This is a genomic window from Clostridium sp. JS66, assembly GCF_033561535.1.
In the GTDB taxonomy this organism is placed as follows: domain Bacteria; phylum Bacillota; class Clostridia; order Clostridiales; family Clostridiaceae; genus Clostridium_AM; species Clostridium_AM carboxidivorans.
This window is the reverse complement of the sequence record NZ_CP131467.1, coordinates 2,282,466-2,305,652: the sequence shown is the minus strand read 5'-3', so window position 1 is coordinate 2,305,652 and position 23,187 is coordinate 2,282,466. Positions and strand designations below refer to the sequence as shown.

Annotated in this window: 20 protein-coding genes; 8 read left to right on the top strand and 12 right to left on the bottom strand. The window is 30.5% G+C overall.

Annotation, left to right across the window (positions count from 1 at the left end; all coding sequences use genetic code 11):
* Positions 1 to 2: 2 nt before the first annotated feature.
* Positions 3 to 773, bottom strand: a complete 771-nt coding sequence (locus Q6H37_RS10875) for a DeoR/GlpR family DNA-binding transcription regulator (RefSeq protein WP_318741811.1) — start codon at positions 771 to 773, stop codon at positions 3 to 5.
* 557 nt (positions 774 to 1,330) lie between these two features.
* Between Q6H37_RS10875 and Q6H37_RS10870 the strand changes: the two genes are divergently transcribed.
* Positions 1,331 to 2,377 (top strand): hypothetical protein, encoded by a 1,047-nt coding sequence (locus tag Q6H37_RS10870; protein ID WP_318741809.1) that lies wholly within the window; start codon positions 1,331 to 1,333, stop codon positions 2,375 to 2,377.
* A 172-nt stretch (positions 2,378 to 2,549) separates the two neighbouring features.
* Here Q6H37_RS10870 and Q6H37_RS10865 read toward each other — a convergent pair whose 3' ends face one another.
* Together Q6H37_RS10865 and Q6H37_RS10860 are read right to left on the bottom strand one after the other, a co-directional pair.
* The gene (locus tag Q6H37_RS10865) at positions 2,550 to 3,176 is read right to left on the bottom strand and encodes a class I SAM-dependent methyltransferase (RefSeq protein WP_318741807.1); all 627 of its coding nucleotides are present in this window, start codon (positions 3,174 to 3,176) and stop codon (positions 2,550 to 2,552) included.
* A 146-nt stretch (positions 3,177 to 3,322) separates the two neighbouring features.
* Positions 3,323 to 4,612 (bottom strand): serine dehydratase subunit alpha family protein, encoded by a 1,290-nt coding sequence (locus tag Q6H37_RS10860; RefSeq protein WP_318741805.1) that lies wholly within the window; start codon positions 4,610 to 4,612, stop codon positions 3,323 to 3,325.
* A gap of 637 nt (positions 4,613 to 5,249) precedes the next feature.
* Between Q6H37_RS10860 and helD the strand changes: the two genes are divergently transcribed.
* Positions 5,250 to 7,490, top strand: a complete 2,241-nt coding sequence (gene helD, locus Q6H37_RS10855) for an RNA polymerase recycling motor HelD (protein WP_318741803.1) — start codon at positions 5,250 to 5,252, stop codon at positions 7,488 to 7,490.
* Positions 7,491 to 7,578: 88 nt separating this feature from the next.
* Here helD and Q6H37_RS29570 read toward each other — a convergent pair whose 3' ends face one another.
* The 3 genes from Q6H37_RS29570 to Q6H37_RS10845 form a co-directional block, all read right to left on the bottom strand.
* Positions 7,579 to 7,686, bottom strand: coding sequence for a DUF4351 domain-containing protein (locus tag Q6H37_RS29570; protein WP_412523917.1), 108 nt, complete (start codon positions 7,684 to 7,686; stop codon positions 7,579 to 7,581).
* Positions 7,649 to 8,410, bottom strand: a complete 762-nt coding sequence (locus Q6H37_RS10850) for a hypothetical protein (RefSeq protein ID WP_318741802.1) — start codon at positions 8,408 to 8,410, stop codon at positions 7,649 to 7,651. Before Q6H37_RS10850 ends, Q6H37_RS29570 begins: the two co-directional genes overlap by 38 nt.
* A gap of 395 nt (positions 8,411 to 8,805) precedes the next feature.
* Positions 8,806 to 9,441: a hypothetical protein gene (locus tag Q6H37_RS10845; RefSeq protein WP_318741800.1), complete on the bottom strand. Its 636-nt coding sequence runs from the start codon at positions 9,439 to 9,441 to the stop codon at positions 8,806 to 8,808.
* 211 nt (positions 9,442 to 9,652) lie between these two features.
* Here Q6H37_RS10845 and Q6H37_RS10840 point away from each other — a divergent pair, with 211 nt between their 5' ends.
* From Q6H37_RS10840 to Q6H37_RS10820, 5 genes are all read left to right on the top strand, one after another.
* Positions 9,653 to 10,285: a helix-turn-helix domain-containing protein gene (locus tag Q6H37_RS10840; RefSeq protein ID WP_318741798.1), complete on the top strand. Its 633-nt coding sequence runs from the start codon at positions 9,653 to 9,655 to the stop codon at positions 10,283 to 10,285.
* Positions 10,286 to 10,428: 143 nt separating this feature from the next.
* Positions 10,429 to 11,445, top strand: a complete 1,017-nt coding sequence (locus Q6H37_RS10835; protein WP_318741797.1) for a fumarylacetoacetate hydrolase family protein — start codon at positions 10,429 to 10,431, stop codon at positions 11,443 to 11,445.
* A 124-nt stretch (positions 11,446 to 11,569) separates the two neighbouring features.
* On the top strand, positions 11,570 to 12,259 hold the full coding sequence (locus Q6H37_RS10830) for a hypothetical protein (RefSeq protein ID WP_318741795.1): 690 nt from the start codon (positions 11,570 to 11,572) through the stop codon (positions 12,257 to 12,259).
* 234 nt (positions 12,260 to 12,493) lie between these two features.
* Positions 12,494 to 13,726 (top strand): sensor histidine kinase, encoded by a 1,233-nt coding sequence (locus tag Q6H37_RS10825; RefSeq protein WP_318741793.1) that lies wholly within the window; start codon positions 12,494 to 12,496, stop codon positions 13,724 to 13,726.
* Positions 13,723 to 14,454: a LytTR family DNA-binding domain-containing protein gene (locus Q6H37_RS10820; protein WP_318741791.1), complete on the top strand. Its 732-nt coding sequence runs from the start codon at positions 13,723 to 13,725 to the stop codon at positions 14,452 to 14,454. Before Q6H37_RS10825 ends, Q6H37_RS10820 begins: the two co-directional genes overlap by 4 nt.
* Positions 14,455 to 14,813: 359 nt before the next feature.
* Here Q6H37_RS10820 and Q6H37_RS10815 read toward each other — a convergent pair whose 3' ends face one another.
* The 6 genes from Q6H37_RS10815 to Q6H37_RS10790 form a co-directional block, all read right to left on the bottom strand.
* A complete protein-coding gene (locus Q6H37_RS10815) occupies positions 14,814 to 16,487 on the bottom strand; it encodes a PEP-utilizing enzyme (protein ID WP_318741789.1) in 1,674 nt (557 codons plus the stop codon).
* Positions 16,414 to 17,154 (bottom strand): PEP/pyruvate-binding domain-containing protein, encoded by a 741-nt coding sequence (locus Q6H37_RS10810; protein WP_318741788.1) that lies wholly within the window; start codon positions 17,152 to 17,154, stop codon positions 16,414 to 16,416. The genes Q6H37_RS10815 and Q6H37_RS10810 overlap by 74 nt, the downstream gene beginning before the upstream one ends.
* Positions 17,155 to 17,168: 14 nt before the next feature.
* Positions 17,169 to 17,792 (bottom strand): TetR/AcrR family transcriptional regulator, encoded by a 624-nt coding sequence (locus Q6H37_RS10805; protein WP_318741786.1) that lies wholly within the window; start codon positions 17,790 to 17,792, stop codon positions 17,169 to 17,171.
* A gap of 259 nt (positions 17,793 to 18,051) precedes the next feature.
* A complete protein-coding gene (locus tag Q6H37_RS10800; protein ID WP_318741784.1) occupies positions 18,052 to 19,284 on the bottom strand; it encodes an MFS transporter in 1,233 nt (410 codons plus the stop codon).
* 52 nt (positions 19,285 to 19,336) lie between these two features.
* Positions 19,337 to 20,305, bottom strand: coding sequence for a DUF2087 domain-containing protein (locus Q6H37_RS10795; protein WP_318741782.1), 969 nt, complete (start codon positions 20,303 to 20,305; stop codon positions 19,337 to 19,339).
* A gap of 164 nt (positions 20,306 to 20,469) precedes the next feature.
* A complete protein-coding gene (locus tag Q6H37_RS10790) occupies positions 20,470 to 21,342 on the bottom strand; it encodes an AraC family transcriptional regulator (protein ID WP_318741780.1) in 873 nt (290 codons plus the stop codon).
* A gap of 176 nt (positions 21,343 to 21,518) precedes the next feature.
* On the opposite strand from Q6H37_RS10790, the gene Q6H37_RS10785 reads away from it, so the two are divergent.
* Positions 21,519 to 23,108: a cell wall-binding repeat-containing protein gene (locus tag Q6H37_RS10785; RefSeq protein WP_318741778.1), complete on the top strand. Its 1,590-nt coding sequence runs from the start codon at positions 21,519 to 21,521 to the stop codon at positions 23,106 to 23,108.
* The last annotated feature ends 79 nt before the right edge of the window (positions 23,109 to 23,187 follow it).

The following is a 23,187-nucleotide window of genomic DNA, read 5'->3' as shown; positions in this document are numbered from 1 at the left end:
ATTTATTCCTCCTGTTCAGTACAAATTATTTCAACACCAGCATCCTCAAAATTTTTTAAAGTTTCTTTGTTTAATTCTCCACTTGTTATAATGGAAGATACAGCTCTTATAGGACTTATAACGGAAAAACATACCTTATTAAATTTAGAGCTATCAGCTAAAACAATAACTTTATTTGATACATTCATCATAACTTTTTTAGTTTGAGCTTCTATAAAATTAGGGGTTGTGACACCTTCTTCTATTGATATACCATTAGTTCCAATAAAGGCTTTATCAACTCTAAAATTTTTTAATACGTTTTCAGTTATAGAACCAACCATAGCTCTTGTAGTAAATCTCATACTTCCACCCGTAACAATAAGATCTATATTTTCATTATTTGCTAGAACAGCTGATATATCTATGGAATTTGTTATAACTGTAACTCTATGTGCAGTTATGTGTTTTGCTACTTCTAAAGTTGTGGTTCCTGAATCCAGTAAAATTGTATCTCCATCTTTTATCATGGAAGCTGCAATTTTTCCTATAATAACTTTTTCATCGTGACCTTCTATTTCTTTTTCTTTAAAAGAAGGTTCAAAGCTGGTACTTTGTATACTAACTGCTCCTCCATGAGTTCTAGTCAAAAGACCTTTTTCATCCATCTCTTGTAAATCTCTTCTTATAGTAGATTCAGAAACATCAAATATTTCTGTTAATGCAGTTACTTTTAAACTACTTTGTTCTTTTAATAATTCTGATATTTTTTTTTGGCGTTCTTCTGCAAACATATAATCATCACTTTCATTCAATTATTTTTAATATATCTTTCAAAGCCAATCATTTTGTAAACGTTTTTGATTGATTTACTTAATTGTAACCGATTTAATTTATAATGTCAATAAAATTTTGAATGTTTTTAATTGATTTTAATCGAATATGAATGATATTAACTAGCATCGATTGTAATTGATCACAAATAAAGAAATCTCGCTCATAAAACAGCAAATATTTAATAAAATATGAATGATTGAGTTTGATAATGTAATAAAGTATTGTAGATTATTCTTGTTACACTCAATCGATGCTTTCACAATATAATTAAAATTCCTAAATTTCACATGCAGTCAATTAAAGCTGCTAAACTAGGATGCAAACTAAATCAAATGACTCTTAAACTCAGGTTACGTTTTCCTGTGAGAAATGCCTCTTATCTGAGCATGCGTGTAATTATATGATGAACTTTATCATAATTAACAACATACACTATTAGTATATTACATGTTGAACTATGTTATAAGTTAGCTTAGTATAGATACAAAAATTAACTTTAAGGAGAATTAAGAGTATGATTGTTAAATTGGCAGTGCCTGCTTGGACAAATAGAGAAACTAAGATGTTCTACTTTAACGTTGAAAATAGAGCTAGTTTTCCACTGATATGTGTTGGGAGGGATTCTTATCTTGCTGATGGACTAATTACCACTGGAGCAAACTTTACCTTTTCACAAGGATATGCAGTTCATAATTTACATGTAGGTCAATTTTCTTCAATTGGACATTGTTCAAATTTTACTGTAGGATTGGGGCATAATTATTTCAATCTAACCACAGGAGTATCAGAGCTATTTAAAGAAAATATCGAACCTGACTATGAAGGTAATTATAAAGAAAAGGGACAAATATTAATTCAAAATGACGTGTGGCTAGGTCATAATGTAACTATAATGCCAGGGGTAATAATTCACAACGGAGCAGTTGTAGCTGCTAACTCCCATGTTGTTAAAGATGTACCTCCATATGCAGTAGTAGGAGGAAATCCTGCAAAGATAATAAAATACAGATTCAGCAAAGAAATAATAGATAAGCTTCTTACTATTCAATGGTGGAATTGGAGTGACGATAAAATTAAAGAAAATAATGAATTCTTTAAAAGCCAAGATATTACTACTTTTTGCAATAAATTTTATGATGAAGCGTTAGATAATAATAGAAAAATTAAAGATGTTGAAATATCAAAATTAGAGAACACATATCTATTCTTCATGGATTTTACAGACCCATATGCCATTTGGAAAAGAGTAGTAAGGGAATTTGTAAGAAAATTCAAATCAAAAGAAGATTGCCTATTAATTTTATACATTGATAAGGAATCTTCAAATAACAATGTTGAATTAATTAATTCGCTTCATCAGTTTATACACGAATTATCAACAGCTGAGAACTTTAAATGCAGTATTAATGTTTATACAAGCACTAAAGAAAGTGAAAGAGCAATATTTAAAAAGGTAGATTATTTTATAACTAATAGAAGCAAGTACACAATTCTTTACTCAGAATATGCATATGAAAATAATGTTAAAATAATCTCTGGCGTTGATATTCCTATATTCTAAATAAAATAAATACCATAATACTTTTTATATTAGATTATTGAATTCTTTAACTACAAAAACAAAGGCCTAGGAAGCAATTCCTAGGTTTTTGTTTTTGTGAGCTCAACATGAGCCACACCCCGACACTAAAAGTCTGTTATAACATTATCTTAGCAACCTGGCCCATTGAACTTCATAATTTTTTGCACTTTATCATTATAAATTTAAATGGAGGTTTATTTTCTGCATTCTTATGTGGCTCAACAATTTCTGAAAATTCTATAAGTCCATATTTCCCAAAATCTCGTTTTATGGAATCGGAATCATAAAAAAACATTTTTAACCCTTCCATTATCTCGAAGTAGTCTTTATCTAGTTGTTTGCCCTTTCCAAACATTGGTGCTTCTTTTGAAATAGTAGTGAAAATCATATAGCCGTTTGGTTTTAACTGATTATAGCAATCTTTAATAAACTTATCTCTTTCGCACTTATCCAATAAGTGAATAAGTGCATAACAAAATATACCTTCATAGAGTTTGTTATCAAAAGGCATATCAGTTACTGAACCATGAAAAATACTATTATTAAGCCCCTTTTGTCTTGCCAAATCAATTGCTGTTTTTGAAATTTCAATACCTGTTACATTTATTCCGTTATCAATAAAAACCTTTGCGTTTCTACCATATCCAATGCCAGGTATCAATATATCCTTAACTTTCTCTTTAAGAAAAAAGTCCTTTGTCAATATTGCTGAATCTGAAGGTTCAAATCCCCACATCATTTGATTTTCTATAAAACTTGATTCCCAGAATTCTGTCATACAAATATCTCCTTACATTATAATTATAACTTAACTGTAATAATGCCCTACTCTCTTTAAATTAAACTCTTTATAGTTGTAACTAACCAATAAATCAATTGAATAATACAAATGTACGCTATTAGCGATACACTCCATATTGATTACTAACTTCTCCTTTTGTTTTCAAAAATCTCTACAATGGTTTTTTCTGTACCAATCATTCCTGGAGATGCAATGCAGCCCATATTCTTCATGGTTTCTTCAGGGGTTTTACCATTAATACCATGTACACTATCAATATATATACCGTTCATTGCAAAATCTACAGATTTATAGGCAGCATCTACAGCAACAATTCCTTTCATGGTACACCCCTGGTTTCCCCCATCACATATCATACCAGTAATACTGCTAGCCATATTGTTCAGCACATTGGACATCATATCTACAGTTCCCCCTCGCAAATATACCAATGCACATGCCATTCCAGAACCTGCTGCTATTGCACAACCACAAAAAGCTGAAAGCTTTCCAGAATATTCCTTAATATACATGCAAACTAAATAGCTGAGCGCAGTAGCACGAAGCAGCTGCTCTTCAGTATAACCATTTACTTTATAAGCTGCATACAAAGGCATAGTAGCTATAATTCCATGAGCACCAGAACCTGTAATACTCATTGCTGGCTTATCCAAACCAATTACACGAGCTTCAATTGCCGCATTGCACAATAAAGATGCAGTAGATTGTTCACTTTTAGAGATTTCCTTTCCTCCATTGTTTTTCAAAAGATGTCTGGAAAATGTTGTCCTAGAATTCTTTAACCCTTCATTATATAATTCCAGATTAACTTTATAAGCTTCTTTTATAAAACTTATTTCTTCAATATCAACAGTTGTAATATAATCGTATAATTGTTGAAGAGTATATTTATGTATATCAAATGCTTCTTCTAATAACTCATCATCGTCATTCCCTTTTTCATCTTTTTGTTCCATTTCTACTTTTCCATTTACAGTAATCTTTGTGATATTGGTATGCGAATCCTCTATAGTAACAACAGCTGTATCACTTTCAGTAATAACTTTAGCTTCTATATATATTTTACTTGTAATTCCCCTAAGTTCAACTGTGACAACACCAGCCTTTACCAGTTTTCGAGCTTCTATGTTATCCTCCTTTGTTACATTTTCCAATGCTTCAAGACCTTTCTCAGCATTTCCTGCCACGTAACCTAGCGCTGCAGCAAAGACATTACCAACCTGGTTGCTGTTTGGTATTCCACAAGTAAAGGCATTCTTATACATACCACTGTTCATTGCTACATTTATTTTCACCACACTTCCTTTTGTATAGCTTCTTGCTTTTGATACCGCAAAGGCAATCGCACCCGGTTCCGTTACCCCCAATGCAGGCTTCATATCATTTTTAATTAATTGTGTTAATTCATGCATAGACAATTCCCCCTAAAATTTATATTGTATTTTTATTTAAGTTATTTTCCAATATAGTTCTTATACTCATCTATTGACATATGACGATTTCCTTGAAAAATAAATGAATTTGTTTTCTTATCAAATGAATTATATGTCCCCCTTTGAAATAAATCTCTTTAAAATTATTCTACATTATTATTAATAAACCTTTATTTATGCAACTTAATTAATATTTACCGACCTTTAACAACAAAAAATTGTTCCAAGCTTTGTAGATCATTTGATGTTCTACAAAAACTGAAACAATTTTTGTTAATAACAATTTATATACTAGTTTATTAAGCATTTTTAAAGAGCATATAAAATAAATACCTAATAAATTACATTGTACCTATTGTATTGGAAATAGAGAATGTGTGGATAGAAACTCACATTAATAATGAGCAAGATTTTTTGATAATTAAAGTTAACGAAAAGATGTGTATAATTATTGACACACCAAAACAAAAATGATAATATAAATCTACTAACGTTGCGCTTTTTATGTATAATATATTTTCTCAATTATATTATACTATTTTTCCAAAGCAATGTCAATGTTTTTTTTACGATAACCTTACTGAATTATTTGTTATTAAGGAAAGGATGGGATTAATTGAACAACTTTGAATGGAAACTGGAAAATGAATGGCTGCAAGAAGTGCTCAAAGAAGCTCAAAAACAGTTTAATGAAAAACATGATTTTAAAGAAAAATTTAGAAAGGATTCTATTGAAACACAAAAGCAGCTTTGGCAGGATGTAGGTCCTTTGTCCATATCTAATGGGTTGGATCAGGTTGTAGACTTTATGGAATTCATCACAACTATGAAAATACAGAAAAAAAGACATGAATTTGTCAGAAAGCTTGAAGAAAAATATAAAAAAATACTTTTATCTCCCTACTTTGGGAGGATGGATTTTCTTGAAAGAGGAGATGAGAAAACTCAAAAATGTTATATTGGAAGCTTTAATCTTATCAACGACAATTTTGATTTTCTAGTATATGATTGGAGAGCACCCATTTCCAGCATGTACTATGATTATGAAATTGGAAAAGCTAATTATATATGCCCTGAAGGAAAAATCCATGGTGAAATTACTTTAAAAAGACAGTACAAAATCAATAATGGCAAAATTGAGTATATGTTTGACAGCAATCTAAATATTGATGATGAAATACTTCAAGGTATGTTGAGTAAAAGCACTGATGGTAAAATGAAGAACATAGTGACAACTATTCAAAGAGAACAAAATAAGGTAATTCGTAATGAGGATTATAAAAATTTGATCGTTCAGGGGCCTGCTGGAAGTGGAAAAACTTCCATTGCTCTTCATAGAATTGCATACATCTTATATAAGCATAGAGATAAGATAGCATCAAAAAATATAATAATATTTTCTCCAAATGAAATTTTTAATGAGTACATTTCCAATGTATTACCTCAACTTGGAGAAGACAATATGTGCCAAACTACATTTAAAGAATATATGCAAAAGGTCTTAGAATCTGCTTTTAAAAAGGAAGATTACAGTGAAATGATGGAAATTATTCTTGCAGCTAAGAAAGGTCCAATGTATCAAAAAAGAATAATGAGTATAAAATATAAATCTTCCATGCAATTTATAGATATATTAAAAAAATATGTAGACTATGCTGAAAAAAAAGATACGAACTTTAATGATATTATTGTAAGAGACAAGTTAATAATCTCCTCTAAGGATTTGCAAGAGCTGTTTTTTAAAGATTATATACAGCTTCCACTAAAAAGAAGACTTCAAAAGATAAGAGAAAGAATATTATTTCTTATGGAACCTTATGAAAAAGATTGGGTTGAAGAAGTAATCAGCGAGATTAAGGAGTCAGATTCTTATATAGATAAAACAGAAATTAGGAATCGCAGTATAGCTATTGTAAAAAATGAAATGAAGGATATATATTCTGAAATCAATAAAATGACAGAGTTTGATTTAATGGATATTTATAAAAAGCTTTTTATGAAATTGGAATGTTTTTCTGGAAATTGTAATACTGGATATAGCGAGAAGGAAATTGATGAAATAAAGAGCTATACTTTGGAAAATTTGAAGGCTGGAAAGCTTAATTATGAGGATCAACCTCCTCTTCTATATCTCAAAGGAGCACTAGAAGGAATTCCTAAAACCTCAGAAATCAAATATGTTATTATTGACGAAGCACAAGATTATACACCATTGCAGTATGAAATCTTTTATCAGCTTTTCAACCATGCTAATATGACCATACTGGGTGACCTTAATCAATCAATCAATCCATTTATGAATGTAGGAGATTATAACAACATCTCTCATATATTTCCCAAAGATAATACTTGCATAATAAATTTAACCAAAAGTTACAGGTCAACCATGGAAATTACTAAGTTCTCCAGAAGGCTGCTTGGCAAGGAGATTACTGATGGATGTGTAGAAAGAAGTGGAGCTGAACCTTTAATCCTTGGTTTTTCAGATGAAAAAGCTATAAAAGAAAAATTTCTTGAGGATATAAAAGTGCATAAGGAGAAAGGTTATAAATCCATTGGTATTATAACAAGAACTGTAAAAGAAGCAAATGAAGTATACAATTTTTTAAAAGAAAGGATTAATGTTAAAGCCATATTAAAGGACGATGATGAATATGTAAGTGATACCTTGGTAATCCCAGCATATCTTGCTAAAGGGTTAGAATTTGATGTAGTGCTTATATATAATGCAGGAGATGAAAATTATTGCTGCGAAGAAGAAAGACTGCTGCTATATACTGCTTGCACCAGAGCTCTTCATATTTTACGCATATATTATTCAGGCAACTGTACTCCATTATTGAAAGAAAATTACTAAGTTTAATTCTGTAAAATATAATTGTTTAAGTAGGAATTCACCTATGATTCCTACTTAAACAAACCACTATAAAAAACAACTCATATTTTTAAAAATACTTCTCAAGTTCTTTAATATCTTCCATATCAAATATTTCTAGTCCTATTATTTCCAATGTTTCATTGGACAATTCTTTTATCCTTTTTTTTATATTCATCTGGTAACTTTTTAAACTTCTTAGTTAATAGTTTAAGTAAAAGTTCTGCTTTTCCTTTTTCTATACCTTTTTCCATTCCCTTTGCCATTCCATCTTCTAATATCATTTTCCCAATTTCAGTCATATTGAATACCTCCTTAAACTTTTTCTTGCTTTCTTCATCCCCAAACTTCTCTAAAAGTGCATACAGCATTGTAAGACACTTTATCTTCTTTTCACCCGATTCTATCTTATCTGCTAATTCTATACTTTTTAAAGTTCTCTCCGTTCTAGTTAATTTTCCCTTCATTAAAGGTATAAATGTAAGACTTAATATTTCCTCATCAGTAAGCTCTTCATTACTTTCGATTTTATCCTTTAAAATATCATATTTTTCATCTCCATTCATACTACTCATATAAAATGCATCTATGCTATACTTTATATTACCTGCATCTACATACGTTTTAACATTTTCTATATCCGCTGAATATACAACTATAGTTTTTATTTTTCTATTGCTTTTATAATGTAAAGATGCATCATAGAATAAGAATCTTCTTATGTCTTCTTCTTTATTAGTGGTTTGAAATTCAAAATGAAGATAATTACCATCCTCTGTATAAAAGGTATAATCCATAATATTTGTACTTATTTTTATATCTTTTAATTCTGTTTCCGCTGATGTAGTTATTTTAGTATCTATTCCAAAGAAATTAACTGCACTTTGTCTAAAAAAATCCATAGCATTTTTAAAACTGAATCCTCAATTTTTTGATAATCCATAATAAATCTCCTTTAATTATACCAAATTTTACTTAACTATAGTATTGGTATAATTTTCGGGTTTTATGCAAACGTTAGTTCTTATTTTAAATTTTCCATACCCTAAAAATACCAGTTTTTAAATATAACCTATTTGCTTATAAGTTAATTATTGAAATAAAGTTTCTTAGTATTTACATGGAGATTAATGATAAAGAGAAAAAGCACCCATCCTCCAACGATTAGTGCTTTACTCTCTTAAACTTAATATCTAAATTTATCCAATAGCCCTAAAACAAAATAAACGTTCTAGGATGCTTAGAAAGGTTTGCCTGAGATTACTAATGTTTTTGAAATTCCTCTTTTGCTGATATATTATTTATTTGGTACCTCTCCATAATGTTTTATATCAGATGCTGAAGTTTTTACATATCTTAAAACAGTTTGATGTTTTTTATTATCATATTCTTCAACATAATGATAGTAAACTATCTTACTTACTAAATGAGGGGCAGTGCTGAAACTTAAAAAAGTATTAAAATCACTGCTGGTTATAGATTTCTTAGTTGTAGGATCTTTGTAGGTAAAAGAATGAAATATGCCATTATGAGTATGAAGGTTTTTAGCATCCTTTTCCTTTCCATAATAACAAAATACATGTTTATTATTTCTTATGCCAATATCAATGAAAGCATGTGCATGAGAATGATTAATAGTATGGGTACGAAAATACTTTTCATTATAAAAATAAAATTTGTCATATTTAAAAGGACTTCCCTTACTTGCATCTGAACAATGTCTTACTATATACCCTTCACTATCACAACCTATTATTCTTCCATTGTGTATCTTTACAGCACCTTGTTGCTGATACATTACGCCTACACCTTTTCCATTATCTGATGATTTGCATGAGCTATTATACGCTCCTGCTCCTACTGAAATATTTTCTATTTCCAAAGAAGTATCTTCTGCTTTATCAATTCTAATATCATCTTTATGATGTGACATAACTTTTTCCTCCTATTCGTTGTTTTTTAGCTTCTTGCAGAATTCTACAAAAGGCTAAAATTTATTTCCTATTAATAAATAATATTTATATACTACTCAATTTGTTACAAAAACTTGAACATGTTAAAATAATTATTGACACTTTATATCCAAGGTAGTATTATTTAGTTGTTGAACATGTTAAAAAAAGATTATTTTTGAGGTGACTATGATGGAAGACACTAGAAACAAAATACTTCAGAGTGCAAAAGAGCTTTTCATACTTCAGGGCTACAAAAAGACCACAATTCGTCAAATTGTTGAAAGATCTGGTGTATTAATTGGCAGTATATATTACCTATACAAAAATAAAGAAGAAATCTTCAAAAGTCTTATTCTTGAAACCTTTAAGAAGAGTGACGAGGTCATTTGCAATTATTTTGGAGAAGATTTAGACCCAGTTCTCCGATATGGACTATCCTGTGCTATTGAACTTACAGCAGTAGAAGAAGATGAATGCATCTGTGAAATCTATTATGAAGCTTACAGTTTAAAAAGTATTTTTGATGGACTTGTAGATGCTGCTGCTAGAAGATCTCAAATTCTTTTTAAAAATTATAATCCTGATTTTGAGTTTGAGGACTATTACATAAGAACCTTGGCAATTAAAGGCGCTATGCGCAGTTTTATTGCTACACAATATTTAACTAGAAAGGTTTCTCTTGAAAAAAGAATTGATATGATTTTAGACTTTAGCTTACCAACTTATAATGTACCAAAAACTGAAATCCATCAAGCAAAAAAACATATATTGCAATTAAAAAATGAAATAAAAGATTTTGCATTGTTAATAGCAGAAAACTAATAGAAATAGATAATAATAACCCGATATGGCTGTCATTACAGGCTTCATTTCGGGTATTAAATTAGTTTCATTTGAACATGTTCAAGTAACATTAACCTTCATCAATTTTTTTAAACAAAATTAATATATAGGGAGAGATTAAATTGAAAATTAAGAAGTTACAAATAAATTCAAAAGAGAATGAAGTTTCACTTGCTGTTTTATACAAAGGACAATGGATTGTACTATCTAAGCTGCTGGAACAGTTTCAGACAGATAACAGCAACGAATATTCAAAAATAAAGTCTGTTTCTAAAGACCTTATTTTGTTTTTACAAACACTTCCTGAAAATAGAGAAAATTTAAATTTCCTTTTACAAAAAGCTGATTTGAAAATTGCCCATGAAACTGAGAATATGAAAGAAATTATACCTTTTCGTCCCCTACTTTACCGTGATTTCATGCTGTGTGAAAGACATGTAATTAACAGTGGTAGGCTTTTTACAAAATATACTATGCCCAAGGTATATCCAATAGTAAGAGCCTATGAAGCTATATTCAGACATCCATTTCCAGCTTTTAAACCTAAAAAAGCATGGTATGATAATCCTGTATATTACAAGGGAAATACCCTATCATTTATTGGAGATGGTGAAGTAGTAAGCTATCCACATTATGCAACACTTAAAGACTATGAGTTAGAACTTGGCATGATCATTACCAAGGATCTTCTTAATGCAACTGAAGAAGAAGGTCTTGCTGCTGTAGGTGCTTTTTGTGTATTTAATGACTTCAGCGCCCGAAATGTTCAGCTTGATGAGATGCGGAAAACAGGCTTTGGACCGTGTAAAGCAAAAGATTTTGCTAGTTCCATATCTAATGTAGTTGTAACAACAGATGAAATATTACCAGTGCTTAATACTTTAAAAACACGGGTATTTATTAATGAAGAATTAGCTGCTGAAGGACAACTAAATGAATTTTATCATTCCATTGGAAAAGCTATTGCCTATGCTTCCAAAGGAGAGAAGGTTTATGCAGGGGAGTTTATGGCATCCGGAACAATTCCTAATTGTTGTGGAATGGAAAATGGTCATTTACTCAATTTGGGTGATGTTATAAGATTAGAAATAGATAATATTGGCACACTAACAAATCAGGTTAGTATTGAATTAATGTAATAATTAACATTTCACTACAAATAATTCATATTTCATTACTTTTTTAATGAAATATAGGTTGTTTCTATTTAGAATAAAGTTATAAAGTTTATTGAATATGTATTCTAAATATGGAGGTTTCAAAATGGAGATTAATAAAGAAATATCAATTTTACAAATTCTAAAAGAGTCACTTAGAAGTCTCAAAAACAAAGAAATTTTAATTGCAACTATGACCTTTGTATTAGTAGGAAAAGCTATATCCACACTCTACGGTTCTTCTTATAATTTTACAATTAAAAAACTTATTTTTTATGCTTCTGGCGAATTTATAATTTTTATTGGAGAGATGATAATAATTAAAATAGTAGATAAAAAATATAAAAAAGAAAAAGTTGATATAAAAAATATTATTCAAGAATTAATTCCAAGAAGTTTTAGCGCTTTAGCTCTATATTTAGTAGTGAGCATTATAGCTATTTTGGGAACGCTAGCATTAGTTATACCAGGAATACTGTTCTGTGTATATTCAGCATTTTATCTTCAAGTCTTTATTCTTGAAAATAATGGAATAGAAGATTCTATAGAAAATAGTATAAATTTTAGTAAGGGTTTTAGAAATTTTATTTTTCAAATATTTATAATTTCTATAATTATGACTTTAATTAATGATGAAGCATTATTAAGGCTATTAAAACATTTATTTAATTCCTCCATATCATCAGGAGTGAATATAATTATATCATCTGCTATTGACTCATTTATTACAATAAGTTTTACTACCCTATATTTCAAGATTAAAAAAATTAAAACCATAGAACAAGTATCTAAATAATACTAAAATTACAATTAATTAAACTTATTATATACAAATTAACTATAATTTTATATATAATAAGTTTGGTTATTAAATTAATTTAAAGTTATTTTACATGGAGTTGATGCTTTTATGATTTATATATTGAATATATCCACTTGCCTTGTAAGTATATATTTTATTTACTTCCTGGGATTATTCAAATTTCAAGTTAAAAAATGTTTAATCATAAGTATAAGTGTTTTTAGTCTTATGATGTTATTTTTAATATTTGAGGATAAATTAAATTATATTAGCTGTATTTTAGATACAAGGTTTATTTTAAGTATAGGTTTAATTGCAACTTTTTCTATAGCTTATCATAAGGAAAAAGTTAAATATCTAGAAAAAGCACTATTTTCAGTATTTATACTATTTATAGTTAATAGCTTTGCTGTAAATTTGGTTAAAATAATTTTCATTAGTGTTTTTAATTATGACAAGCTAATTTATGATACTTATTTTATGCCTATATCAACCCTTGTAAGTTATCTATACACAATAGTTATGATATTCTTAATAAAAAAATATAGTAAACTCAATAATTATAATATCAAAGACATATTTAAAAATAGTTTTTTATATTACAGCATAATATCTTTATTTTCTTTTGCTTTAATCATTGATAGATTTACAGCATACACCATTTCAATCATAGCTTTTAACGAAATTATTTTTAATGCCTTATTAATTTTAAATGAAGTGACTATTGTTATTTTCTTTGGAATAATTTTAGCATTCATATATTTAAGCAAAAGACATGAGGAAATATTATTTAGACAATTAGAACTGGAAAAACTTACAGAATACACAAATAATATAGAAGTTTTAAATGAAGATATTAGAGCTTTTAAGCATGACTTTGTAAATATACTATCTTGTATAAGAGGATATTTAGATACAGATAATTTTGCTGGATTAAAAAGTTTTTTTCTTAATAAAATATTACCGCTTAATGATAACTTAAACAAGCATTCTTTAAGACTAAATTTACTTTCAAATATAAAAACCCCAGAGATAAAAGGACTTATTTCTTCAAAGGTTTTAAAAGCAAAATCAGAAGGAATAGATATATTTATAGATATTGTGGACCCTATTGAAGATATAGAGATGGATACTATTGATTTGTGCAGAATTTTAGGTATTTTACTAGATAATGCTATTGAAGCAGCAGTTTTATGCACTAATCCAGTTTTAAAGCTAGGAATTATTAAAAAACAAAGATCTATTAGCTTTATAGTGATTAATTCATTTGAAGGAGAAACGCCTAAAATACACGAAATATATGTAAGTGGATTTTCAACTAAAGGAACTGGGCGAGGAATAGGACTTGCTAATTTAAAAAGCATACTTGGCAATTACTACAATACTATTCTTGATACCAGTATAGAAGATAATTTATTTATCCAAAACATTGAAATTATAAATAGGAGAATACGTTTATGATAAAAATATATATTTGTGAAGATATTGAAGAGCATCGAAATAGGATAAGAAGGATAGTTAAAGATATTATACTAGAAGAAGAATTAGATATGACAATTGAAATAGCATCTCCAAATCCTATGGAGGTATTAAACAAAGCAAAAGAAAATGATAAAGATATTTCTTTGTACTTTTTAGATGTGGGCTTAAATTCTGATATTAACGGTATAACCCTAGCCAGTAAAATTCGAGAGTTTGACGAAAAAGGGTTCATAGTATTTGTAACTACTCATGGGGAAATGAGTTATTTGACTTTTACCTACAAGGTTGAAGCTATGGATTATATAATTAAAGATGATTATTCAAATATGGCTGAAAGAATAAAACAATGCATTTTAGAAACTAAAAAGAGATATTTAAAGAGTGATGAAGATGATGGTGAAATTTTTACAATAAGAAAAGAAGATAAAGTTATAAATGTAAAATATAAGGATATTCTTTTCTTTGAAACCTCTGATACAATTCATAAGATAATATTACACGCAATTAATAGACAAGTTGAGTTTTACGGTAAAATGAAAGATATAGAAGAAACTTTAGATGAACGTTTTATAAGATTTCATAGAGCCTATCTAGTTAATAAGGATAATATTTCAGAAGTAGATAAGAAAAACCGTATAATTCATATGATAAATGGAGAGATATGTTACAGTTCGGCTAAGAACTTAGAGAATTTTTGTACTAGATAGCAAGGCGTCTCTCATGGTCCGTTAGCTTCTCCTAAGGATTATTAACAATTTGTTTTCTAATGATATCATATGTAAATAAATTAATTATATCATCAATTAAAAAGTCTAGTTATAGCAAGTAAAGCACGCTTACAATAAACCTCATATAGACAATTTACCCATATGAGGTTTATTTGCAAACCTTTAGTGCTTTTATTTTTTTGTGATATTATGCATATTTTAATGTTCAGCATAGAGTAAATTCTTAATATATAGCTCAATGTTCATTATGAGCCTACAGATATAACAACGTTGATTCTATTTATAAAAGGCAGCCTTATCAAGTGTACTGAAAGCTTTCTTATATTCCTTGGTATCTGCTATTTCAATATCTCCACTACACCTTGTCCACCATCAACAATAACTTTGTCTCCTGTTTTTAATCTTAATGTGGCGTTTCCACACCCTACTACAGCAGGGATTCCAAGTTCTCTAGCTACTATAGCTGCATGTGAAAGTGGAGCTCCTATATCAGTGATTATAGCTGCAGCTCTTGGAAAAAGTGGTGTCCATCCTATGTTAGTTGTAGATGCCACTAAAATTTCACCAGCCTGAAATTTTTCCCCTTCTTCTGGAGTTTGAAGGACCCGAACAGTTCCTTCAATTCTACCTGCTGCCCCGGCAAATCCTTTTAAAGTTTCAGAATCATCTGAAACAACAACAGGCATAGTAGAATCATAATAATCAACTCTTCTATCTGGATCTTCTGCCCATTTAAATGGATCAAATCTTCCTCTTATAATTGATGGAAGTGGTGGAAGAGCTTTATATTTATTATAGTTTTCCTTTCTAACTGATATATTATCAATTCCTAATTTTTTTCCAGAAAGCAAAGCTAAAACTTCATCAATATAAAGGAAAAATATATCCTCTCCCAAGCCAGTAAGTTCCCCTGCCTTAAGCGCAAAGGCACGATTAACTCTAAAGGCTCTCGTCCATTCTGAGCGAACAGATTCTCTAAGCCTGGCAGCTTCAGCTACCTTTACCAATTTCTTTTCAATACCCACAGCTTCTCTAGGAAAGCGCTGCTGTAATTTTTTAAATGCTCTTTCATACTGATTCTTCTGCTTCTCAAGAAGCTCCGATACATTAGTACCTGACTTTATAAATTCCTCTATTTGTTTCTCAAGCCAAGTTTCATCCTCACCAGGATGAGGTATAGATATCTCAAATTCATGTGGTCCTCGATGACCGTAAAGCACCTTATATTCCTCCCGGCTCATCTCTCCTTTTATAATTTTTGATATTCCTATGACAGGACCAAGACTTTTCAATTCCAAACTTTCCCTGAAGTTAGACATCAGTGCATTTGTATCTTCTGTTCCTACTAGCCTTGTGAGCTCATCTTTTAGTTTATTAGCAAGAACCATCTTTCTGCCACCAATAAGCATAACCCACATTGCCTTAAAATTAAGAGGAAGAAGTTCAGTTTTCCATAAAGATAGCAGTTCTTCCCCGATTTTCACTTCTTCAATGCCTTCAGTAACTCTTCTACACAATTGTGAAGATTCCTTAAGATGTTGTGGTATTTCTTTAGAAAGCTTAATCATATTTTTCAGACGATGCATTAATTTAGGTGCCATTGCCTTTACTAAATCCATCCTTGAAAATGGATATATAGGAATATTCACTTCTTCTGGTATCTTTCCAAATACTTCATTCATGGTTTTTAAAAGAGGTTTAATATCCTTTCCAAATGCAGGGTATAGTGATAACGCTCTACTAATATTTGTATATGCTCTTCCACAAATATTGCCCGAAATCATGTAATATCCTGGAATAACCATTTGTTCTTCATCCAATAATCTTATTAAAGACCAGTTTAGTGGAGTAGAAACATCAGAAATTGCCTCTCCAACGTTTGTATTTGTCCATAAATAATCTCCATCCAAGGTATCATTCCATTCATAAGTATCACTATTACCTGTCTTTAAGGTCGTAATTGGCCTTGCTTGAAGTATATATAGTTTTCCTTTTCCTACAAGCGCCTCCATATTTCTTTTCAAGCTTTGATGCGTACTTATATAACTCTAAAGCGTATTTCTTGAATTCATCTGGGCCTTCATATTTTCCCTTAGGTCTTATCAAAGAAAAAGCATATGCATTTGCTTCACCAGATACCAGCTGCTCTCCTAATCCATATACATAATTACCACTCATACTAGCATGACTGCCTGTAATTGGATTAGCAGTAAACAATACTCCAGAAATTTCAGACTGAACCATAAGCTGAACCACCACAGCTATCTGATGAGCCTGCTCCATGCCATGTACATTGCTATATGCTTTTACCCTATCCGAATACTTTGACTTAAAAACCTCATATATAGCTTCAAAAATCTTCTCATCACTTACAACATTAAGAACTGTTTCAAACTCTCCTGCAAAGGAGGCTTGTGCAGAATCCTCACTTAAAGCAGAGGATCTCACTGCAAAGGATGAATCCTTATGTTTCTCTCTTATTCTGTTCAAATGAGCCTTTATTTCCTTCCAAGCTTCATCATTCAGTTTTTCATTCTGAAAAGCCCATGGTAAAATTACAAAACCATCAGGTACTGGGTAGCCGTCCTGAAACATTTTTGATAGCATAGCACCCTTTCCACCAGCCATTAGCTGAAGTTCGGTAGATAATTCCTTAAACTCTTTCACCATATCTCCCATAATAGCTCCTCCTTTTACTTGTAAAAACAGTATTTAAGCATGTTTAAATACTCATCTTCTTCTAAAAAGGCATTATCATAATTAATTTGATTTGATGAGGATAGCTTTTCTCTTGTCATCACTTCATTAGCAAAGCCTTGTAAAGTCCATACAACAATATTTATAACCTTTTTTATATCAATCCCCTCTTTAAATTTAGAGGTATCAATACCTTTAAATAATACATCTACACCCTTCTTCATTAATTCCTTGTTTTTGGCTTCCAACTCCTGCTTTATTTCACTTGACTCCTCTAAATATGCAGATTTAATAAACCTGAATATTTCAGGATATTTTTTTAAAAGCTCCATTTTAATCAACTGTGTTTGACGCAACCTTGTGAAAAAATCTGATTCGTTCAAGTTAATTTTTTTATAAAACTCATTCATATTTAACTCTACACAGTAGTCATATAAATATAAAAACAACTGCTTTTTATTTTTGAAATAATGAAATAGCAATCCCTTTGATATCTCTGATTCTTTAACAATCTCATTTGTAGAGGCCTTTTCATAGCCATTCTTTGCAAACTCCTTCATGGCTGCATTTAAAATACGATTCTGCTTTTCTATATCTATGCTTAGGAATTTTGAAAACATACCATTAACCTTCTTTCTCAGTAACTATTCATAGAAACAAAGTGGGATGACATCTCTCTTCTAAGTCTAACTTATTCAGATAATATATGCCCCCAACGCCTACTGACCAACTTGGTCAATATTATTATAAAACTATTGACCGCTTTGGTCAATAGACTAAATATGATTTACAAAAAAATTAAAAGAGAGTGTCACAAAGATACTTTTTACAGTATTTCGTAACACTCTTGCTTTTTCTATTCTATACTTAAGCTCTCACCTATTCCCCACCAGCAATCAATTTATTTTCTTTATTAAATAACTTTGCAGTTAAAAGCATTCCTAAGAAGAACAGAGCCCCAGAAACCATATACATAATTACTAGAGAAAACTGAACCTTTAACCATCCTGCTAAGCTCATGGTGATTACCATTGCTCCCATAAAAAGTGGGTTTAGAACACCATTAACCCTTCCCACAAATTCCTGTTCAGTAAATTGTAAAATCAGAGTATTGATTCCAATTTGAATACAAGGCATAAACAATCCATTTAAAAACTCAAATGCAAGAGTAATTATCCAATTTGTCGATATTCCAATCCCTATAATTGATATAGCATTAGCAAACATACCAATGGCAAGTAGTTTTTGTGGACTAGTCTTTTTTGAAAAACTAATCAGTATACCACCACCTATAAGCATTGCTGCACCATTTGTTGCAAGTATCCATTGTAAATTTTCCTTTGGCAAACCCAATTTTTCCACTACAATAAAAATTCCTAGAGGTTGAATAATTCCTACTGCGAGACCTGCTATAGCAAAAACTCCTCCAAGTATAGTAAGTACTTTTCTTTCCCATACATATCTTAAACCGTCACTTAGTTCCTGCCAAAAATTTGTCTCCGCTTGTTTATTTTCTTCTTTATTGTCAGCAGGTAGAAATGTCAATACCGATGCTGATAGTAAAAATGCCACTCCCATTACTCCAATTGCAATATTAATACCAAATCTTTGATATACAAATGTCCCCAGCATTGGCCCTATAATCATAAAAATTGCCATCAATGTTTGAAACATTGCCATTCCCATCTGAAGCATTTCAACAGGTACATGAATTTTGAACAGCTTCATAGCAGATGGTTGAGAAAATTGTGAAAGAATGGACGAAATAAATGTTACAAAAAATACAGCCTGCCAAGTCCCAAAAATTATTGTAAGCAATACTAATAGCACCGAAATGGCACTTAATAAATCACACCAAACCATTGTACGCTTTGGAGGCCAGCGGTCTGCGTAGGTTCCTCCTATAAAAGAAAAAATAAATATTGGAGCAAATTCCGCAACAGAAATCATTGAAACAGCAAAAGCATCATTGTTGGTTTTTTCCATTACAAACAATAGAATAGAAAAATTACGAACCCATATTCCTATTTGTAACAGAATACCTGAAATCATAATAACTTGAACAAAACGATTTCTAAAAAAACTTACTGCCGCAGGCGATGACCTTTCCATCTAATCACTCCTTCAAATTTATTTATAATTAAAATCTTCCTTATTCCTAAATTTATTTGTACAATTTTAAACTTTCTCCCTGACTATCAATCCACATATGTAGAAGCTCCTTTAAATCCTCCATTTTTTCTTTTTCTGTAGCTCCTTCAATTTGTTTAAGTTTTTCTACCACTTCAAAAGTAAAAGCATTCTCTCCATATGTTTTCCAATCTTCTTGTAGTTTATTTAATTTAAAATTCCCCATATTTAATCTAAACTTTATTCCTTCAAAAGGCTTATATAGATTACTACATATATCCACAAAAGAATAACCTGTAATTGTATTATGTATCTTAATTATTCCCATTTCCACTTCTTGCTGCTTATAATTATTAATAAGTTCTTTTCTATTTAACTTCTCCATCATATTCTCCTCGCAATTCCTATAATATTTACTTCCATCCTTGGTTCTCTTTAGATATCCATAATCTACTAGATAACGTCGTATAGTACAATCATCTTCATAGATAGTTTTAATAAGTTTTTTTACTTCCTCTTCTGTGTACACCTTCTTTGGTTCAAATAGCGCAGCAAATCTTGGCAATAGCTTTTTTCTCTTTCCTTCCCTAGCAGGAAAATTTCTAAGCTTAGGAGGTGTTAATGTAGGTATATTCTCTTCAGTTAACTCCATTGCTGCTAAAAAGCCTCTTGCTTGCCTTGCTCTCTCCCTTAAAGCAAATCTCATATTTCTTACTGTTGATTCTGTACAAGCAAGCTTACTAGCAATTTCTTTGTCAGTATATTTATTTGATGTCATTATTAGAAATTCTTTTTGAATTTCAGTAAGCCCAGTATACTTCTTGTCAAGCAAAAGCAGCCTTTCCATTGGATTCCCATGCTTTTCAATATGAGCCTTTACATGCACATCACTTTCACCAATTTTTTCACCACATATTAGGCAAATAAATTCTCCTTCTTTGCTATTCCAAATATATCCCCTTTTAAAATCTTCTATTGTAGCGCTACGAAACAACTCCTCCATAATTTCCTCCTGTCTATTATTTTCATAGACATATTAACATTAATAATTAGTATTGTCAATCAGCTTTTTATTTAAACCTATATTAAAACAATTACTTTAAATTTATAAAAAAGGTTACATTAATCCTAGGATAAGAATTAATGTAACCTTCTTAAAAATGCATATTACTTTTTTATAACAGGTATCCAAATTTCACTTTTAAAGTTTGGTGAAGTTATATCCTTATTCTCATTCCATAAAATTTCAGGTCCTTCTGCTATTTGATAGTTTGATGATTGAAACCACTCTGAATAGATACGTCCCCAAACATCTTGTAAAGTATCCGGAAATGGTCCAACTGCTTCAAATACAGCCCATGTTAAAGCTGAAACTTCAAGCCTCGCAAAATTATCCGGACACTCTTTTGTTGTTGCCACTCCTATATAATGATCAAGCTCTCCCTTCTCCTCCATTCTTCCTTCAGAAAAATTTACAGATGCACTAATGATCCCCAATGGCTCAACATTAGATAGCTCTTTAAGTTCACGGATCATCTCAGGATTTAGACTTTGCCACATATCAGCAATCTCGGGATTAACTCCATTAAAAATTATAGGTACCCTTTTCTTTATACCAACAATACTAAACGCTTCCTTTTCTTCAATTCTGTAATTCATTTCATTTCCTCCTTTAATTGATAGTTGAAAGGTCATTCTTGGATAAGCTTTTAATGATTGACCGTTAACTCTAGCCTCAGAAGGCGTTATTCCATGCAAATTTTGGAACGCTCTTGTAAAAGAGTCAGGTGACTTATATCCGTATTTAATGGCAGCATCAATTATTCTGATACTACTATTATTAAGCTCAAAGGCTGCAAGAGTAAGTCGTCTTCGACGAATATACTCCGAAAGCGAAATACCTGCAAGGAAAGAAAACATCCTTTGGAAATGGTATTCTGAGCAAAGAGCCAGCCTCGCTACTTCTTTAAGGTCAATCTCGTTATCAAGGTTTTCTTCAATATAATTTAATGCATCATTCATTCTTTTAATGGAATCCACTTTATGACCTCCCCTCTCATCAACATAATATCAGAAAGTCCATGTTTCTATCCGACTTTTCCCGTACAATATTTCTAGGTTGTCACACTCATTAAAATTCCATTCATCTACTATAGAAATCCTAACACTTATTTAATAAAATTAAATTATAAAATTACAAAGGAGCTGTAAACAATTTGAAAAAAATATTAAGTTTAATTGTTGCCTCTAGCATTGTAACAACTGCTTCTATTACTGCACATGCTGAAACTAGATATAATGTAAGTCGATTATATGGCGTAGACAGGTATAAAACTTCTGTCAATATATCTAATAACTTCAGTAATGGAAAAATACAAAACGTAATTATTGCAAGCGGAAAAGACTTTCCTGATGCTTTAACTGGAAGTATACTTTCTAAAAAATATACTGCACCCATATTACTATTAAATAACACAGTAAATGAAAGTACAGACTCTATAAATTATGTTATTAATCATCTTGATAAAAGCGGTACTATATACATTTTAGGTGGCAGCGGCTCTATAAGTGAAGATTTTGTAAAGTACATGAAGAATCTTGGTTATGGTAACATTATAAGACTTGGCGGTATAAACAGAGCTGAAACAAATAAGGTTATTGTTCAAAGTATTGATATAGAAAAAAAGACTCCAATTGTTATAACTAACGGTTATGACGGCTTTGCTGATGCCCTCAGCATTTCAAGCATTGCAGCAGCAAAAGGTTATCCTATATTTATTACTGAAAAGAAAGCTCTACCTAATGAAATAAAAAACACTATTTCAAACATTGAACCAAGTGAAGTATATATTGTTGGTGGAACTGGTGTTGTAGGAGCTGAAATAGTAAGAGAGCTAAAGAATTTAGTTCCAACCTTAGATGATAGTAAAATAATCCGAGTAGCTGGCAATGATAGATATGAAACCTCCCTTAATATTGCCAAATACTTTAAATTAAATACTGACACAGCCATAATTGCAAATGGTACAAATTTCCCTGATGCTCTTTCTGGCACTGCTTTAGCAGCTAAACTTAATGCCCCTATAATACTTACAGATGGACAAGACATAGAAAATCAGAAAAGCTTTATAAATACTCAAAATTACTCGAATATAGTTTTACTTGGAGGACTAGGTTCTATAGATTTTCCTATTGAATACTCCTTTAAAGATCCTGAAAAAATAAGTCAGGCTGAAAAAGATTATATAAACATACTTTTAAAATCTTGTGATGACATGTTAAATAATACTTCATTAGTTTCTAAAAGTCTTTCAGATTTTAGTTATGTACTTTCAGCTATCGAAAATACTATGAACGAAAATGCTTCTGAGCCTGCTCCATCAGTTGAAGCTGTTCGCGACTTTTTTTCTGATGAATTTAGCAACAATTATAGTAATTTAGCTAATTTGGGTGGGGCTATAGGGGTAACAGAAGATATTTCGAACCTACAAAGCCCAGATGGATTGGAAAGCTTAAAATCTGAGTATATAAAAGCTGCACAAATAGAGCATAACAATATGGAAAAGATTTATAATGATTATTCTGACTGTGTATCATCAATTGATTCATTAATTAGGAATAGTAAATTTTCAAGTATCTATCCTAAAGGCTCTGCTGCCTATAAGAAACAAATAAAAGATAGCATGGAGCATATATCTAAGTCTATCTATAACCTAGCTGGCAGCTCGCAATATTTAGGTAGTCAAAAAGGCAAAATCCTGCAATTGAAGCAGCGACTTGAGAAAGCCAAACAGTATATGCAGTAAGTTGTTTTAAAATAACTTAAATTTGGCATCCATATAGCTCATTTTTCTAAAATAAATTATATGGATGCCACTCAAACAT

What these genes read in the sequence shown, in the direction of transcription:
- Q6H37_RS10875 (WP_318741811.1), bottom strand. Translation starts at nt 773, where the DNA reads ATGTTTGCAGAAGAACGCCAAAAAAAAATATCAGAATTATTAAAAGAA.
- Q6H37_RS10870 (WP_318741809.1), top strand. Translation starts at nt 1,331, where the DNA reads ATGATTGTTAAATTGGCAGTGCCTGCTTGGACAAATAGAGAAACTAAG.
- Q6H37_RS10865 (WP_318741807.1), bottom strand. Translation starts at nt 3,176, where the DNA reads ATGACAGAATTCTGGGAATCAAGTTTTATAGAAAATCAAATGATGTGG.
- Q6H37_RS10860 (WP_318741805.1), bottom strand. Translation starts at nt 4,612, where the DNA reads ATGCATGAATTAACACAATTAATTAAAAATGATATGAAGCCTGCATTG.
- Q6H37_RS29570 (WP_412523917.1), bottom strand. Translation starts at nt 7,686, where the DNA reads ATGAATATAAAAAAAAGGATAAAAGAATTGTCCAATGAAACATTGGAA.
- Q6H37_RS10850 (WP_318741802.1), bottom strand. Translation starts at nt 8,410, where the DNA reads ATGGATTTTTTTAGACAAAGTGCAGTTAATTTCTTTGGAATAGATACT.
- Q6H37_RS10845 (WP_318741800.1), bottom strand. Translation starts at nt 9,441, where the DNA reads ATGTCACATCATAAAGATGATATTAGAATTGATAAAGCAGAAGATACT.
- Q6H37_RS10840 (WP_318741798.1), top strand. Translation starts at nt 9,653, where the DNA reads ATGGAAGACACTAGAAACAAAATACTTCAGAGTGCAAAAGAGCTTTTC.
- Q6H37_RS10830 (WP_318741795.1), top strand. Translation starts at nt 11,570, where the DNA reads ATGGAGATTAATAAAGAAATATCAATTTTACAAATTCTAAAAGAGTCA.
- Q6H37_RS10825 (WP_318741793.1), top strand. Translation starts at nt 12,494, where the DNA reads ATGATGTTATTTTTAATATTTGAGGATAAATTAAATTATATTAGCTGT.
- Q6H37_RS10820 (WP_318741791.1), top strand. Translation starts at nt 13,723, where the DNA reads ATGATAAAAATATATATTTGTGAAGATATTGAAGAGCATCGAAATAGG.
- Q6H37_RS10815 (WP_318741789.1), bottom strand. Translation starts at nt 16,487, where the DNA reads ATGGAGGCGCTTGTAGGAAAAGGAAAACTATATATACTTCAAGCAAGG.
- Q6H37_RS10810 (WP_318741788.1), bottom strand. Translation starts at nt 17,154, where the DNA reads ATGGGAGATATGGTGAAAGAGTTTAAGGAATTATCTACCGAACTTCAG.
- Q6H37_RS10805 (WP_318741786.1), bottom strand. Translation starts at nt 17,792, where the DNA reads ATGTTTTCAAAATTCCTAAGCATAGATATAGAAAAGCAGAATCGTATT.
- Q6H37_RS10800 (WP_318741784.1), bottom strand. Translation starts at nt 19,284, where the DNA reads ATGGAAAGGTCATCGCCTGCGGCAGTAAGTTTTTTTAGAAATCGTTTT.
- Q6H37_RS10795 (WP_318741782.1), bottom strand. Translation starts at nt 20,305, where the DNA reads ATGGAGGAGTTGTTTCGTAGCGCTACAATAGAAGATTTTAAAAGGGGA.